12 protein-coding genes are annotated in these 15,532 nt (G+C 57.6%); 8 read left to right on the top strand and 4 right to left on the bottom strand.

Features of this window, described 5'->3' with window-relative positions:
* Nucleotides 1–88: 88 nt before the first annotated feature.
* The 3 genes from AC0V60_RS14680 to AC0V60_RS14670 are packed head-to-tail and all read left to right on the top strand — an operon-like array spanning nucleotide 89 to nucleotide 2,966.
* On the top strand, nucleotides 89–793 hold the full coding sequence (locus AC0V60_RS14680; protein ID WP_486179172.1) for a glutathione S-transferase family protein: 705 nt from the start codon (nucleotides 89–91) through the stop codon (nucleotides 791–793).
* A gap of 38 nt (nucleotides 794–831) precedes the next feature.
* Nucleotides 832–1,707: an S-methyl-5'-thioadenosine phosphorylase gene (gene mtnP, locus AC0V60_RS14675; RefSeq protein ID WP_486179171.1), complete on the top strand. Its 876-nt coding sequence runs from the start codon at nucleotides 832–834 to the stop codon at nucleotides 1,705–1,707.
* Between the two features lie 11 nt (nucleotides 1,708–1,718).
* Nucleotides 1,719–2,966: a M24 family metallopeptidase gene (locus AC0V60_RS14670; RefSeq protein ID WP_486179170.1), complete on the top strand. Its 1,248-nt coding sequence runs from the start codon at nucleotides 1,719–1,721 to the stop codon at nucleotides 2,964–2,966.
* A 19-nt stretch (nucleotides 2,967–2,985) separates the two neighbouring features.
* Here the strand turns inward: AC0V60_RS14670 and AC0V60_RS14665 are convergent, their stop codons facing one another.
* On the bottom strand, nucleotides 2,986–3,279 hold the full coding sequence (locus AC0V60_RS14665; protein ID WP_486179169.1) for a YciI family protein: 294 nt from the start codon (nucleotides 3,277–3,279) through the stop codon (nucleotides 2,986–2,988).
* 231 nt (nucleotides 3,280–3,510) lie between these two features.
* Between AC0V60_RS14665 and putA the strand changes: the two genes are divergently transcribed.
* Entirely contained in the window at nucleotides 3,511–6,642 is a 3,132-nt protein-coding gene (putA, locus tag AC0V60_RS14660) for a bifunctional proline dehydrogenase/L-glutamate gamma-semialdehyde dehydrogenase PutA (RefSeq protein WP_486179512.1), read from the top strand.
* A 44-nt stretch (nucleotides 6,643–6,686) separates the two neighbouring features.
* Nucleotides 6,687–7,226, top strand: coding sequence for a hypothetical protein (locus AC0V60_RS14655; RefSeq protein ID WP_486179168.1), 540 nt, complete (start codon nucleotides 6,687–6,689; stop codon nucleotides 7,224–7,226).
* 8 nt (nucleotides 7,227–7,234) lie between these two features.
* Here AC0V60_RS14655 and AC0V60_RS14650 read toward each other — a convergent pair whose 3' ends face one another.
* On the bottom strand, nucleotides 7,235–7,873 hold the full coding sequence (locus AC0V60_RS14650; RefSeq protein ID WP_486179167.1) for a class I SAM-dependent methyltransferase: 639 nt from the start codon (nucleotides 7,871–7,873) through the stop codon (nucleotides 7,235–7,237).
* A 244-nt stretch (nucleotides 7,874–8,117) separates the two neighbouring features.
* On the opposite strand from AC0V60_RS14650, the gene dcd reads away from it, so the two are divergent.
* The 3 genes from dcd to AC0V60_RS14635 all read left to right on the top strand — a co-directional run bounded on the left by dcd (nucleotide 8,118) and on the right by AC0V60_RS14635 (nucleotide 10,916).
* Entirely contained in the window at nucleotides 8,118–8,672 is a 555-nt protein-coding gene (gene dcd / locus AC0V60_RS14645) for a dCTP deaminase (protein WP_486179166.1), read from the top strand.
* 4 nt (nucleotides 8,673–8,676) lie between these two features.
* Entirely contained in the window at nucleotides 8,677–9,462 is a 786-nt protein-coding gene (locus AC0V60_RS14640; protein ID WP_486179165.1) for an acyl-CoA thioesterase, read from the top strand.
* Nucleotides 9,463–9,740: 278 nt separating this feature from the next.
* Nucleotides 9,741–10,916: a saccharopine dehydrogenase family protein gene (locus AC0V60_RS14635; protein WP_486179164.1), complete on the top strand. Its 1,176-nt coding sequence runs from the start codon at nucleotides 9,741–9,743 to the stop codon at nucleotides 10,914–10,916.
* 120 nt (nucleotides 10,917–11,036) lie between these two features.
* Here the strand turns inward: AC0V60_RS14635 and AC0V60_RS14630 are convergent, their stop codons facing one another.
* Complete coding sequence (locus tag AC0V60_RS14630) at nucleotides 11,037–13,181, bottom strand: TonB-dependent receptor (RefSeq protein ID WP_486179163.1); 2,145 nt, start codon at nucleotides 13,179–13,181, stop codon at nucleotides 11,037–11,039.
* Between the two features lie 266 nt (nucleotides 13,182–13,447).
* Nucleotides 13,448–15,460, bottom strand: coding sequence for a DNA/RNA non-specific endonuclease (locus AC0V60_RS14625; protein WP_486179162.1), 2,013 nt, complete (start codon nucleotides 15,458–15,460; stop codon nucleotides 13,448–13,450).
* Nucleotides 15,461–15,532: the final 72 nt, after the last annotated feature.

The following is a 15,532-nucleotide window of genomic DNA, read 5'->3' as shown; positions in this document are numbered from 1 at the left end:
GCCCTATCACCCTATCAAAAGTGCATGTTGTTCGTTGTTATTGGCCGCGCGCCCGCTATCTGTAGCTCAAATTTTGGGAGATATCTGAATGACCGAACCCGCAAACGAGCTCGTCCTTTACGGCAGCCCTGTCTCGCCCTTTGCGCGCAAAGCGATGGCTGTGTGCATTGAGAAAGGCGCCTCGTTCGACTTTGAAGCGGTGAACATTATGCCGATGCCTGATTGGTTCAAAGAGATCTCTCCCATGCGCCGTATTCCGGTCCTGCGCGACCGCAGCGTTTCGGCCAAAGGCGAAGCAGGCACCATCGCGGATAGCTCTGCTATGTGCGCCTATATCGAGCGCAAGCACCCTGAACCTGCACTCTTTGGCAAGACCGCCTATGGCCATGGCCGCGCGCTGATGATCGAAGAATACGCCGATACAACGCTTGCGATGGCGGGCGGGCTTGGCATCTTTCGTCCGATCTTTTTCAACCTCATCCAAGGTAAGGAACCCGATATCGCCAAGGCGCGCGAGACATGGGCGAATGAATTTCCCCCAATCCTTGGCTATTTGAACGGTCAGCTCGAAGAGAAAGAGTTCTTCGTCGATGATACGCTGTCGATTGCCGACATTGCCGTCACTGCCTGTATGATGCAGGTTGCATTGGTCGCGGATATGCCGCTTGGCGACTATCCGGCATTGGCCAAACATTACGAGCAGATAAGCGCTCGGCCCTCTATCGCAAGACCCTACACGCAGGCAGAACGCTTTATCCGCAAGCCCTTGCCCGAGCGCGTGCAACTGACCTAAGGCCAAGTACGCAACTCAAGAGGGAACCACCCAAGAACATGGCCGAAAACTGGTGTATCGGGATCATCGGAGGCTCTGGCCTGTACGACATCGAGGGGATCGAGGAGGAGCAGTGGCTCCAAATCGAAACCCCTTGGGGCGATCCTTCAGATGAAATCCTGTTCGGCCGGATTGGCGAGACGCAAGTGCGCTTTTTGCCGCGTCATGGCCGGGGGCATCCCATCTCTCCTAGCGAACTCAACTCGCGCGCCAACATTGACGCGTTGAAGCGCGCGGGCTGCACCGATGTGCTGGCGATCAGCGCGGTCGGATCACTGCGCGAGGAGATCGAGCCGGGCCGTTTTGCGATTGCCGAGCAGTTCATCGACAACACCAAGGGGCGTCCCTCTACCTTCTTCACCAGCGGATGCGTCGCCCATGTCTCCATGGCCGATCCCGTCTGCCCGCGGCTGTCTGAAATGGCGGCGAAGGCGATCTCCGCTGCCAAGGGCGGCGTGGCGGTGGGCGCGACGTATCTAGCCATGGAAGGCCCGCAATTCTCCACCCGCGCCGAAAGCCATATGTACAGAGCCTGGGGCGCGGACATCATCGGCATGACCGCCATGCCCGAGGCAAAATTGGCGCGCGAGGCTGAGCTTCCCTATGCGCTGATCGGCATGGCAACCGATTACGATTGCTGGCGCGAAGGCGAGGACGCGGTGGACGTTGCAAGCGTGATGGAAGTGATGAAAGCAAACGGCGAGCTTGCCAAACAAGCAGTGCTGGGTTTCATTAAAGCCTTGCCAAAGACACGCAAAGCCTCACCGATTGATACCTGCCTTGATACCGCGATTGTAACCGCGCCTGATGAGCGCGATCCTGCGCTTTTGTCAAAGCTTGATGCGATTGCAGGCCGGGCGTTCAAAACCAAATAGAGGGGGCCTTTATGGCAACTCGGCGAGATATATTGAAGGCGGGCGCGATCGGCGCAGCGGGCGGCGCTTTGGGAGTGGCCGCGCCGACACTTGCGAGCTCTCCTTTGGGCGGCCCCAAGATCACCATTCCCCCGCCCGTTTCCAATGAAGAGCGCTTGTTTCGGATCGCTTCTGCACAAAGCCTAATGCAGTCCCAAGGGTTCGGCGGAATTGTCATCGAAGCGGGCACGTCGATGCTCTATTTCTCAGGCCTCGCATGGCGGCAATCGAGCCGGCTCACAGCCCTGGTGATCCCGGCCGAGGGTGAGCCGGTCGTCGTCACCCCTGCGTTCGAAGAGAGCAAGCTGGCGGAGCTGATGGTGATGCCGATGGAAGTGCGCACATGGGAAGAACATGAAAGCGCAGCCGCACTGATCGCGGGCGTTCTTGATGATCGCGGTGCAAAAGGTCCTATCGGTTTGGAGCGCACCGCGCGCTACTTTGTCGCAGAAGGGCTGCGTAAAGACGCGCCTTCTCGCAAGGTGGTATCAGCAACCACTATTGTCGCCGCGCTAAGGCAGATCAAATCGCCGCGTGAAATTGCCCTGATGCAGGCCGCATCCGATATCACCATGGCCGCTTATCGCGATATCTATCCGCAGGTGACAAAGGGCATGACGGGCCGCGATATCAGCGTGGCTATGTCAGAGGCGACACGCAGTTACGGCGCACGGCCCACCTTTGCGCTGGCCTTGGTAGGCGAGGCGAGCGCCTATCCCCACGGCTCGAAGAAAGTTCACGAAGTGGCGATGGGCGAAGTGATCCTCATGGATTGCGGGTGCGACGTGCATGGGTACAAATCCGACATTTCCAGAACCTGGGTCCATGGCGGCGCCAATGAGGCACAAACCCGCGTTTGGAACACGGTGCGCAAAGGTCAGGACATCGTCATGGAGATGGCGCAGATCGGCAGCACCTTTGGCGCGGTCGATGATGCAGTGCGCAGTTTTTACGAATCGCAAGGGTTCGGCCCTGACTATGAGACCCCCGGTCTTTCCCACCGCACTGGGCACGGGATCGGCATGGACATCCATGAAAACCAGTTCGTGGTGCGCGGCAATGAAACGCCAATTGCGGAAGGCATGTGCTTTTCCAATGAGCCTGGCATTTACCTTCCCGGCAAATTTGGTGTGCGCAGTGAGGACTGTGTCTACATGACCGAAGAAGGCCCGCGTCTGTTTTCAGCGCGTGCGCCGAGCATCGACGATCCTTTTGGTTAGGCCTATGGGTTAGGCTGCTCTAGCGGTCCTTCCAGCGGCCCTTCACTGGCTCAAATTTATCGACCCGGATTGATTGCCAAACACCGCCTGTTACATAGGGATCGTCATTGACCATTGCGCGCGCAGACGCTTCATCATCGGCCTCGATGATTAAAAGCGAACCGACAAACTCACCTTGCTTGTTGGTTAGCGGGCCCGCTGCAAGATAATTCCTACTGTGCTCTTTCATATGCTTGCGCTGCTCTTTCAGGTGCATTTCGCGCAAAGTCTCTGAATCCTCACCATCGCGGCAGTAAAAGCAGAATAGGGCCATGGGTCTCTCCGAAGGTGAATCGCGCTGAGCTAGATCTAAGCCAATATCACAGAGCCGCTCGCCTTCAAGCAGGGCAAATTTTCACTGACTGTTTACACCACATTCGCGACTAGGCTTGATTGCTGGGACAAGCCGGTTCAGTTGGCAAGGACTACGCGACTCAAATGGGAGAAGGTCTGAAGCCCCGTGACAAATAACCCCGTGACAATTGGCCCCGTGAAAAATGGCGATATGACCAAGCCGTCTGGCCGAACGCTCGACCGGAGCGAAATTCGCCGCGCTTATCGTCAGGACGAAGAGGCGTGCATCGAAGAGCGCCTCAAACAGGCCGCACCTGCGCGCAAAGTCACTGATGCAGCGGCGGATTTATCGGTCAAGCTGATCAAAGGCGCGCGGGGGCGCAAAGCCAGCGGGATCGATGCATTCCTTCAGCAATATGGGCTCGACACCGAAGAAGGCATCGCGCTGATGTGCCTCGCTGAGGCGCTGCTGCGCGTGCCGGACAATGCCACCGCCGATGCGCTTATCCGCGATAAAATCGGCGAAATTCATTGGGGCGAGCATCTGGGCGAAAGCTCCTCCACCTTTGTGAACGCAGCGACCTTCTCACTGATGCTCACCGGCGAGGTCTTGGAACAACCCGAGGTCCAGCAGCGCGGAATGGGCTCTACGCTAAAGCGCACCATGAACCGTTTGGGAGAGCCCGTGATCCGCACCGCCACTCTGCAAGCCATGCGCATTCTTGGCGGGCAATTTGTGTTTGGCCGCGACATGGATGAGGCGCTGAAACGCGCAGCCCCGGAACGCGCAAAAGGGATCACACACAGCTTTGATATGCTGGGCGAAGCGGCGATGACTTTTGCTGATGCGGCAAAGTATCGCGAAGCTTACGAGCGCGCAATTGAGAGGCTTTCCAGCGAGGCGTCAGGCTCCATCGGGACATCTCCCGGTATTTCGGTCAAACTCTCAGCGCTGCACCCAAAATACATGCACTTCTATGCCTGCCAGGCGCGCGCTGAGATCGTCCCGATTGTACGCGATCTGGCAGTGAAAGCGCGCGGTGCCAATATCCATTTCACGATCGACGCCGAAGAGGCGGAACGCCTTGAGCTTAGCCTCGATATAATCGAGGATCTGGTGGCCGATGATGCCCTGTTCCGGCGCGAAGACGGGAGCCAATGGGAAGGCTTTGGCCTTGCAATCCAAGCCTATCAAAAGCGCGGCGTTCCCTTGTGCGATTGGACCGCAAAGCTCGCCCGGCGTCATGGCCGAAAGCTCTTCGTTCGTCTTGTCAAAGGCGCCTATTGGGACGCTGAGATAAAGCTCTCACAGGTGGGCGGATACACCGATTACCCGGTCTTCACCCGCAAGGTTGCGACCGATGTATCCTACCTCGCCTGCGCCGCGCGTCTCTTTGAGCATGAGGACGTGATTTACCCCGCCTTTGCCACCCACAATGCAAATTCCGTGGCGGCGGTGAAAGAACTGTCACAGGGCCGGCCGTTCGAGTTTCAGCGTCTGCATGGTATGGGCGAGGAACTGTATCAAGCCCTCGCCAAGCTGGAGGGTAATATGCCAACGCCAGTGCGGATTTACGCACCAGTTGGCGGGCATAAGGAGCTGCTTGCGTATCTCGTGCGCCGCCTGCTGGAGAACGGCGCAAACACAAGCTTTGTGAACCGCATGGGCGATGCTGAATTTGCCGCCGAAGACCTTGTACGCGATCAGCTGAGCGAACTTGAACAAAGGAGGCCGCGGCGCAATCCTGCGATCCCGCTTCCTCAGAACATTCTGGGCGCAAGGCTCAACAGCGCAGGCGTCGATCTTTCCGATCCCTTGGTGCTTGAACCTTTGCAAGCAAAGCTTGAAGAATTGAACGCATTACGGTGGCATGCAGAGCCGACCTTTCCCGCCAAAGAAGCGGGCGAAATTGCTCCCATCACAATGCCGCACGATCTCTCTGCCGAAGTCGGCACACGGCGCGATACGACACAAGAAGAGGTCGATGCAGCCTTCGCCAGAGCCGCCGAAATACAGCCCGGTTGGGACGCGCTAGGCGGCGACAAACGCGCGCTTCTCTTGGAAGAAGCCGCCGATCTGTTCGAAGCGCACACGCCCGAATTCCTGTCGCTATGCCAGCGTGAGGCGGGCAAGACACTGCTCGACGCAGTGGCTGAGCTGCGCGAGGCGGTGGATTTTCTGCGGTATTACGCATCCGAAGCGCGGCGGCAGTTTGATGCACCGGTGCAGCTTCCCGGACCAACGGGCGAGGACAACACACTTCGCCTCCACGGGCGCGGCGTTTTTGCAACGATTTCCCCGTGGAATTTCCCGCTTGCGATCTTCACCGGCATGGCCTCTGCTGCGCTCGCCGCTGGCAATGCAGTGATCGCCAAGCCTGCTGAGCAAACCCCTCTAATCGCAGCACTCGCGGTGAGGCTGTGCCATGAGGCGGGCATTCCGCCAGAGGCGCTGCAACTCCTGCCAGGAGCTGGCGATGTCGGACAAATGATCACGAGCGACCCGCGCCTTTGCGGCGTTGCTTTCACCGGCTCGACCGAAACAGCGCAGGCCATCAACCGCACGCTCGCCGCGCGCGAGGGGCCGATTGCCACCCTCATCGCAGAAACAGGCGGGCAAAACGCGATGATCGTCGATTCGTCCGCCTTGCCCGAACAGGTGGTGCGCGATGTGCTGGCCTCCTCCTTCCAAAGCGCCGGGCAAAGGTGTTCAGCGTTGCGGGTCCTTTATTTGCAAGAGGACATTGCAGAGGGCATGATCCAGATGATCAGGGGCGGGTTTGAGGCGCTGAACATTGGTGACCCGGCTGATCTTGCCACCGATGTGGGTCCGGTGATTGATCCAGATGCGCAGGCTGCTCTCGAACGCCATATCGCGCGCCGGGAAGCCTCTGGCCTTACCGTATGGCGCCGCGAATTGGGGGCGTTTGCCAGTAAATGCTGCTTTGTCGCGCCAACGATCATGGAGATCGGTTCAATCCTTGATCTCAAGCGCGAGAACTTTGGGCCGGTGCTCCACATCGTTCGTTACAAGGCGAAGGGTTTGGGCGCGGTTATCGCCGATATCAACGCGGCCGGATATGGCCTCACCCTTGGTCTTCACAGCCGGATTGAGGCAACGCACCGCTTTGTGGCTGCCCGTGCGCGGGTGGGCAATTTCTATATCAACCGCAACCAGATCGGCGCGATAGTCGAAAGCCAGCCCTTTGGCGGCGAAGGCCTCTCAGGCACTGGCCCCAAGGCGGGCGGCCCGCATTATCTGGCCCGGTTTGCAACCGAGCGGGTGACCTGCGTGGACACCACCGCAGCGGGCGGCAATGCAAGCCTTTTGGCGAGCCTCTAAAGGCTTATTGCAAGGGTTAAGCATTGAGGCGATAGATGCACGCTATGACCCGCTCATTCCTGCGTCTGCTCTCCCCTCTCCTGGCCCTGCTCGCCTTTGTGACCAGCGGGGCGGCAATGGCTGCGGTGGAAATCCATTTCCACTCGTTCAACGGCTCGGTTTTTGGGCGATACCCGCACACATTTATCGTGCTTGATGGCACGCTGGAAACCGATGGAAGAGTAGTGAATGAGAACTACGGCTTCTCTGCGAAAAGCTCGACAGCTGCGATTTTGAGCGGGTGGACCGCGCATGAGATTTATATCGAAAAGGACAAATACATCCGCAAAACCAATCGCCATTTTTCGATCAGGCTCACCGATGAACAATATCACCGGATCATCGAGGAGAAGGAGGCATGGCGCACTGAAGCGGGCAAGCGCTACAGTCTGGGAGAGCGCAATTGCATCCATTTCGTCGGCGAGATGGCGAAGATATTGGGCCTAAAAGTCGAATACCCCAGCAACATGCTGCGCCGCCCGAAGAAATGGCTCAACCATATCACGGTGCTGAACCCTGACCTTGGAGCAAAGACTATCAAATAGGTCTGAGCCTAGGCTGCCTTCCAACCCCAGGTGAGGTTGTTGGGCGGCATATTGGCCCAGGTAACCTGCTTATCAACCCGGTCAAACACCTCCTCGGTCAAGCGGCGTGCGATCAGGCGATATTGATAGGTCAGGAACGCTCCGCCCGGCTTCATCACGCGGTAACTCGCCTCGACAATCGACTTGGCCAATGGCTCGGGAAGGCCGGAGAAGGGGAGACCCGAAATCACAACATCCGCCTGACCAAAACCGGCTGTTTGCACGATCGTTTCAACATCGGCGGCAGACCCCAGAACCGCTTTAAAGCGCGGATCGGTGATGGTCTCCTCCAAGTGGTCGATGAAGTGGGCGCTTGTATCAATTGCGATAAGTTTCGCGTCAACTGGCAGGCGGGCAAGAATGGGGCGGGTGAACGTGCCAACCCCCGGTCCATACTCGACCACAACCTTACACGAGGCCCAGTCGACGCGTTGAAGCATCCCTTTGATGGTCGCCCGTGACGAAGGGAAGAGCGCACCCACCATGCCCGGGTTCTCAATCGCGCCTTGAAGAAACACGCCGGAGGCCCCCAAAAGCTTCCCGCTGAGCCGCGCGCTGCCGCGCCGAGCCCCATCGAAGGCCGATTTCGCGCTGATATTCCCGGTCATATAATGTGTGTCACCCTTTTGGCTTAAACGGCTGCACAAGGAAACTAGCCCAAAAGCAGCCTCCGCAGCACCGATAAGGCACCATGAACGCACGCAGCGCGGGTGTGAAGAGGCGATATCCCGAGTTATCGCAGCTTATGCACGCTGCAAGTTTAGGTAGGTGAGATTGGGTAGCGCCAGACTCATCCGGATAAGTCGCGGCCCCACCTTGCCCCTGCCCCTCCCTTTGCGGAATCAATGCGCAATGGCAATTCTTTCAGACAAATGGATTCGCGCAGCGGCTGAGAATGACGGGATGATTGAGCCCTTTGTCGAGGCTCAGCGGCGCGAAGGTGTGATTTCTTACGGCCTGTCCTCTTTCGGATACGACGCGCGGGTGGCTCCCGAGTTCAAGATTTTCACCAATGTAAACTCGGCAACGGTCGATCCTAAGAATTTCGACGCTGAAAGCCTTGTCGACCGGGAAACTGATGTTTGCATCATCCCGCCCAACTCCTTCGCACTGGCCCGGACGGTTGAATATTTTCGTATTCCGGAAGACGTGCTGGTCATCTGCCTTGGAAAAAGCACCTATGCGCGCTGCGGGATCATTGTGAATGTGACGCCGCTTGAACCGGGCTGGGAAGGCCATGTTACGCTGGAGTTTTCGAACACCACTCCTCTGCCAGCAAAGATTTACGCCAATGAAGGCGCATGCCAATTCCTGTTCCTCAAAGGCAATGAGCGGCCCGAGGTCACCTATGCCGACAGAGCAGGCAAATATATGGGGCAGCGCGGCGTGACCCTGCCCAGGTTATAACAGGATGCCTACTGGTTTCCCTTTCTGGCGCGTTGTGCCTGCAGAAAGTGGCCGAGACGGCGCTTACACTCTTCCCGTCATGTTGCCCGCGACCGTCGGGCCTGAGGGTGCCCCGCACATTATGGGCGGGGTCGCGTTAGCGGCAGCGATTGATGCGATGGAGCTTGCCAGTGGTCAGCCGATCTTATCGGCACACGTTCAATTCTTGAGCCCGACTCAACACGCAGAAGAACTCGACATTCACTGCGAGCAATGCGGGGGCGGGCAATCCATCGGGCAGTGGCTCGCCGATGCTCATGTGAACGGACGCCCCACCCACCGTTTCAGCGCGTCACTGGGCGCGCGCGAGCCAAGCGAGCGCGAGGTCTTTATGCCCATGCCAGACCTGCCCGGCCCTGATGAATGTGAGCCTACCAACGATCCTCGCTGGGGCGTGGCCGGCTCTTTGTTTGATCAGATGGAGGGGCGCATCGCGCTCGAAGATTTCGGCAAGGGTTGCCGCGCTCTATGGATCCGCAATACCGCAGGTCTACCCAATGACAGCGGTTGGCTAGCCATCATTTCTGATCTTTTCCTGGGCTCGCACCCCAAAAGCGTCGCGGGCTCAAGCCTTGATGCAAATTTTCGGTTCATCCAGCCTTCTGAGGCAGGATGGGTGCTGTGCGTGACGCGAATGGGGGCGGCCGATCGCGGCGTGATGCACGGCCAGGCGCAATACTTCAGCAAGGAGGGAAAGCTGCTTGCGCTTTCAAGCCAAACGGGTGTCCTGCCGCGAATACCGCATGGGTGACGCGGGGTCACTGTTCGGCCGCGGCTGATACGAATTTGCTCCACTGCCATTTTCTGTTTGGCCTGATGGTGGTCCGCCTGCGAGGGGGCGCGTTAGCTTGGCCCCGAAATTCGACCGGTTTGAGATGGTCATCCAAGATCATATCGGAGATAACGCAGCACCGCTTTGGCGGTAGCGTTTTCTAATGCACCGCGCGGCACCCGAAAAAAGCGGCATTCAAAGACTCGCAAATCGCGCTCAATCACCTAGTTGGGAAGCAACAAAAGGAGCTATCTCGCATGAGCGATACCGAATTCGACATCATCGTCTATGGCGCAACGGGCTACACCGGGCGCTTAGTCGCAGAATATCTCGACCAACATTACGGCGGCCGTGATGATGCGCCCAGATGGGCGATGGCAGGCCGCTCTCAGGAGAAACTCGAAGCGGTGCGCGATGAAATTGGCGCTGCTGCCGATACAAGCCTCGTGGTCGCCAATGCGGATGATCAAGCGGATTTGGAAGCGATGTGCGCGCGCACCAAAGTTGTGCTCACAACAGTTGGGCCATACCAGCTATACGGCGACAAGCTGATCGCAGCATGCGTAAAAACGGGCACCGATTATGCCGATCTTTGCGGGGAACCTGCATGGATGGCGGAAAAAATCGCAGAGCATAATGAAGCGGCCAAGGATTCCGGCGCACGGATTTGCTTCTCGAGTGGTTTCGATTCGATCCCTTTCGACCTTGGCGTTCTTATGACGCAAAAGGCGGCGATGGAGCGTTTCGGTAAGCCGTCTAAAAAAATCCGGGGCCGTGTGCGCGCAATGGCAGGCACTTTCTCTGGCGGGACCGCTGCAAGCCTTGGCGCAACCATGAAAGCAGCTGCAAAGAACCCGGGCATCATCAATGCACTGCGCAATCCCTTTGCTTTGACCGAAGGGTTCGAAGGCGTGAGCCAGCCGACGGGCATGGTGCCTATGTACGAGGACGACCTTGGCAAATGGGCTGCGCCTTTTGTGATGGCCCCGATCAACACAAAGAACGTGCACCGCACCAACTTCTTGCTCGGCACGCCATATGGCGAAGACTTTCAATATGATGAAATGGTGCTCACCAGCCCGGGAGAAGCGGGCAAGAAAATGGCCGAAGCGGCGGTTGAAATGGCAAAGAACCCCTTTGGCGCAAAGCCGCCCAAACCCGGCGAAGGCCCAAGCGCAGAAGAGCGCGAGAACGGCTTTTATGATGTGCTGTTTGTGGCCGACGGCCCGAATGGCGAAAGCCTGCACTACGGTGTGAAAGGCAAATATGATCCAGGCTATGGTTCGACCAGCCGCATGCTGACCGAGACCGGTATCGCGCTCCTTCACAGCGATGCAGCGGGCGGGATCGGAACACCCGGCGCTTTGCTTGGTGAGGCTTTGGTCGGCCGGCTTCAGGAGCATGCGGAAATTCAGTTCGCCGCAGAAAACTGATGGCAAGAAACTGATGGCTGGAAACTGATGTCCGAAGATTGAAAGCTCAGTTCATGAAAAACGCCCCCGCCGATGAATTTGGGCGGGAGCGTTTTTTCGCCAGTTGGGCTCATTCAGCTCTTAAAAGCTCAGCCGTGCGCTCACGCGAACATTGCGGCCGGGAAGCGCCACGAAATCCGTCGTAAAGCTGGAGTGGCGCCGCCCCGTTGCAGCGAACAAATTTTCGCCAGCCAGTTGCACCGTCACATTCTGATTGCTGGTAAGCGGACGCCAGGAAAGATAGGCGTTCACAAAAGCGAAGCTGTCTGTTTCGGTCTCATTAGCGGCAACATCGCTCTGCCCGCCAAAATATTGAACCTCGCCGCGAAAGGTGAACGCGTCCACTTCTGCCTCGAGTGCGCCAAGCCCGCTGAACGGCGGAATGCGGGGTACGTTCGACCCGTCGTCAAGTTCGGCCTCAACATAAGACGCGCGAACATCGCCAGTGAGGCTGAAGCCATCGTTTTCCACCAGCGGGAAGACAGCATCAACCTCGAACCCGAAGAAGTCTGCGTCCTGCTGGAGGAAGTTGAAGACTGGCAAATCGTCTTCTTCAAGACCAGTGTCATTGAGGAAGATGAAGTTGTCGAACGCCTGATAATAGATCGCCGCGTTGAATTCTATCGCTCCCAGATCGCCGCGCACGAAGCCTTCAAAGCCCCAGGCGCTTTCAGTGCCCAGATCGGGGTCACCAATCTCAAAAATTTGCGTTGCGATGTGCGGACCGTCGGCAAACAGTTCCTCGCCAGCTGGGGCGCGCTCTGACCGCGAAACGGTTGCACCAATGCGCACATTTTCGCCCGTCTCGACAATGCCCGAGAGCGCGCCGGAGAAGAGGCTGAAGTTGCGCTCAAGATTGAGCGGATCGGAATCGACTTCAACCCGTTCAGCCCGAGCAGCGGCTTCAATCTGGAAACCGCCAAGGTCAAATTCTTGGGCGGTGAAGATCGCGGCTTGCTGCGTGTCATTGGGGGCGACAAAGGCTTCTTCGCCGACCGCTTCAAAATCGCGCGAGGTGAATTGCACTCCGATCACCCCGGTCGATTGGAGCAGCTCAGCGCGCGCTTCGAAAGTTTCGGTTTCGAAAACAGTGCCGACTTCTGTGCCCTCAAACTCGGTGTGGGTGTAATCAGAATAGCCTGCACGAATTTTCAGGCGCTCGGCGAGCGCGCCGCCGCCAAGGGCGATGTCACCGCGAAAATCAAAGCGCCATTGCTCAAGCCCGATGGAGACGGTTTCTTCTTCTTCGCCTTCTTCTTCCTCGCCCTCTTCGCCTTCCTCATCATCATGATGGCCCCCTTCAGGATTGCCAACGAGGCCGTAGAATGTGTCGTAATATCCAACAGATGCGCCAAAACTGGATTCGCCCAAAATCACGCCGAAACCGCCATTCACAGTGTAGGTTTCGGTCGCGCTGTTTGGCAGGAAGCCCTCTTGCGCAGCAGCTTCGCGTAGCTCCTCTGCTTCTTCAAGTTCGCCCTCTGCCTCTTCTTCTGCAGCGTCCGCCAGAAGATCCGCACGAAGCTCATCTGTGAGCTGAAAGCCGGGGATCTCAAGGTCACCGGTCTCTCGGTAAGAGCCATCGAGGTGGAGCACGAACACTTCGCCCAACCCAACATCAAGCGAGGCACCGCCGCTGCGAAGATTGCTCACCGTATCAAAGGCGGTCAGCGCATCGAATTGTATGCCGTCTTCCGGGATTTCAATGGGGATCCGGCGATCAATCACATTGACCACGCCGCCAAGCGCCTGACTGCCATAAAGCAGCGCGGTTGGGCCGCGAAGTACCTCGATACGGGTGACAGTGAGCGGATCAATAGTGGTCGCATGATCAGCCGAAGTGTTTGCGACATCGGCGGTCCCAAGCCCATCAATCAGAACGCGCACACGCTCGCCGTCCTGACCACGAAGGATCGGGCGCGAGGCACCGGGCGAAAAGCTTGTCGCGGACACTCCGGGGACCTTGGTAAGAACCTCGCCGATCTGGCCAGCCAGATTTTCCTGAATATCCTCGGCCTCCAGAACATCTTGCCCTGTAATAAAATCGAGCTCTTCCAGCCCTTCGGCAGACACGATGATGGTGTTGCTGGCCCCTGCGGTGCCTGCGGCAGTGGAGCGGTCTGCCGCCGCTTCATTCTCATTTTCATTTTCCGCGAGCGCTGGAGCAGCGCTCAATACCATGCCCATCGTGGTTGCAATCGCGATGGTGGAGGTAAGAGTTTTCATTGGATATCCCTTGCTCATACTCAGATCATATTCTGCGGTTGCCAAGGGTCTCCGGCAACCAGAAGATGATATAATGTATCAATTAGCGATAGATGGCGATTATTGGCGCGCTGGTCCAGTATAAAGCGAGCCCAAGCAGGCGATGATCGCGCATGCTGCGAAGGGTGCGGCAAAAATGACACGCAGGATTTCCAGCGCGCTGCGCTGCTCAATCCCAGTGCCGGGCTATTACAAAGAGGCGCTCATGCCCAGAAGGGGGAGGCTTGTTACAAGACCAATTGCGAGAATTCGTCCACGGCATTGTACATCGCAGCGCCCGCCGGAAATTCCCCAACCGCTGAAAGCCCTGCACGCATGGGGTCAGCATCCCTTAAAGGTCCAAAGTCATATCCGGTCGCCTCTTCCAAATCCGCAATCGAAAGCTGGAAGGTTTTAAACTCACCAAAGGAAAAACCCTCGACCGTTTCATCCTGGCCGCGATTGGCGAGCATTGAGTGGATGAGCTGTCCCTGACTGAGGAGGTAAGCGGTTGCATGCAGGCGCAGCTCTGGTTCTTCAGCGCCGCTTGCATCATCAGAAGTCATCATCACCACGACTTTCCAAAATTCGAGCGGGATCGTGACGCCCTCTTCAATCACGACATTGTCATCAAGGATCGGGCCAGTGAAAACGCTCGCGCGAAAATCATGGGTTCGCGCGCTTCCCAGAATATAATCCTCAAGACCGCGCCACTGCGATTGGCTGCGGTTGAGACCGGAGTGTTGGGGACTGGCATTAGGGTAGTGAAAGGTATCGAAATTGGCGAGGGAGACGGTCGCGGCATCGCCCCAATTGGGATCTTCGCGCTTGACCAAATGCCCCCTGTCGCAAGCGACGCTAGAATATTCCTCTTGGCCAATCTGAATCTCGCGCGGGATACGCATATCGAAATACCACCGGTCGCGTGACCGCTTGAGCCGCCGCGATTGATCACCGTCAATGTTGACCGCGGTTGCAACAGTGCTTTTCAGGTTTGCGCAATATTTCACGCCGAAATGCTGATAGCGCAGTTCATGGGGGCGTTCAGGCGTCGCATCGCTTGGCTGAGCAAGGTCAAAGGCACCCCCGGGGAATTTCGGCCACGGCACTTTAGGACCAAGGAACGCCTCATCATATCCCTCGCGCCCTTCGAAATAGGCCGCTTCGCGCTCTTTATCAGCAAGCTCCACCAAAGCCTCTGGCCGATTGCGATCAGGAAGGTCGCCGAGCATGACGCTGGTAACCTTGCCAGCCAGAATGTCTTGCAGTGTTTGAACCTTCACAGCAGAATTGTGGCGTCCAAATATCCCTTGGAAATGCAGCCCCACCACCGCTTGCTGATCAAGACTGAAAACGGGGCTTCCAGAAGAGCCGCCAGTGGTTGTGGCGTCATAACGCATACGCTCACTCTGGCCGCCGCCCATGGCGAGGCCGGGCGAGTAACGTTTCACATCGTAAAGCCCGCCGAAATACCGTTCCATATGGACAACGCTTTGCGGCACGCGGGTGTCGCGCGCGGGATATCCAATGACAGCGATCCGCTCCCCGTCTTTGACCCTCTCATTTGCCAAGGGGATCGGGGCAACATTCCATCCTTCCGGCGCCTTAATGCGTCCAATCGCCACATCCGAGGCCGCATCGGAGGCAAGATAGGTATATGTGAGAATTTTGGTGGAAAGGGCATCTTGGGGGCTCGCTCCGACCTCTTCGTTGAAGTCAATTTGCGACCCATACCGGATCCCGCCAAATGGAGAGAACAGATATACGCCGTTCCCCCGGTGACTGCGCCGAGCAACGATCTGCGCAACGTGCCGATTTGTCGCGATCAGAAGGTGGCCGGGCATTTTCTCATCCTCGCCAATCACCCAGCCCGTGCCGCCCCAGCTCATATCGTGATTGCGAAACTCGATCCGGCCAACACTAGGGATCCAGTTTTCCGATTTGCGCACCTGTTCTTCTATGTCCGATCCAAAATCGCCCGGCGGCAGATCGTCTTCCTCCAGCTCCACCTTTCCGCCGCGCACGATCAGCGGCGGGCGGTTTTCTGTGCGAATAACAGCCTCAACCATGGGGGCAGAGTGGGCGATCATCTTCGGATTATCAGCGGCCTTCTCAAGCATGTTATCAAGCTGATCTTGCGCAACGCCTGAAAGCAATCTTGCCGAGCTGCCCTTTTGAAGGCGTTCGCGCGCTCGGTCTATCCAGCCGTTGCTTTGCATCGCTTCAAGCTCACCGATGCTCTCTTTTGCCGAGTGATCCATTCTACCCCCCATTGCCGATCATTGCGCTGTGCGTGCGCAGAACGGTACTACAAATGGCACCTACGGCTTGTG

It is taken from the genome of Erythrobacter sp. S259, assembly GCF_057364965.1.
This window is presented reverse-complemented; position numbering and strand designations above follow the sequence as displayed.

Bases quoted from the DNA above. Each gene is read 5' to 3' on its own strand.
- AC0V60_RS14680 (WP_486179172.1), top strand. From the start codon at position 89: ATGACCGAACCCGCAAACGAGCTCGTCCTTTACGGCAGCCCTGTCTCG.
- mtnP (WP_486179171.1), top strand. From the start codon at position 832: ATGGCCGAAAACTGGTGTATCGGGATCATCGGAGGCTCTGGCCTGTAC.
- AC0V60_RS14670 (WP_486179170.1), top strand. From the start codon at position 1,719: ATGGCAACTCGGCGAGATATATTGAAGGCGGGCGCGATCGGCGCAGCG.
- AC0V60_RS14665 (WP_486179169.1), bottom strand. From the start codon at position 3,279: ATGGCCCTATTCTGCTTTTACTGCCGCGATGGTGAGGATTCAGAGACT.
- putA (WP_486179512.1), top strand. From the start codon at position 3,511: ATGACCAAGCCGTCTGGCCGAACGCTCGACCGGAGCGAAATTCGCCGC.
- AC0V60_RS14655 (WP_486179168.1), top strand. From the start codon at position 6,687: ATGACCCGCTCATTCCTGCGTCTGCTCTCCCCTCTCCTGGCCCTGCTC.
- AC0V60_RS14650 (WP_486179167.1), bottom strand. From the start codon at position 7,873: ATGACCGGGAATATCAGCGCGAAATCGGCCTTCGATGGGGCTCGGCGC.
- dcd (WP_486179166.1), top strand. From the start codon at position 8,118: ATGGCAATTCTTTCAGACAAATGGATTCGCGCAGCGGCTGAGAATGAC.
- AC0V60_RS14640 (WP_486179165.1), top strand. From the start codon at position 8,677: ATGCCTACTGGTTTCCCTTTCTGGCGCGTTGTGCCTGCAGAAAGTGGC.
- AC0V60_RS14635 (WP_486179164.1), top strand. From the start codon at position 9,741: ATGAGCGATACCGAATTCGACATCATCGTCTATGGCGCAACGGGCTAC.
- AC0V60_RS14630 (WP_486179163.1), bottom strand. From the start codon at position 13,181: ATGAAAACTCTTACCTCCACCATCGCGATTGCAACCACGATGGGCATG.
- AC0V60_RS14625 (WP_486179162.1), bottom strand. From the start codon at position 15,460: ATGGATCACTCGGCAAAAGAGAGCATCGGTGAGCTTGAAGCGATGCAA.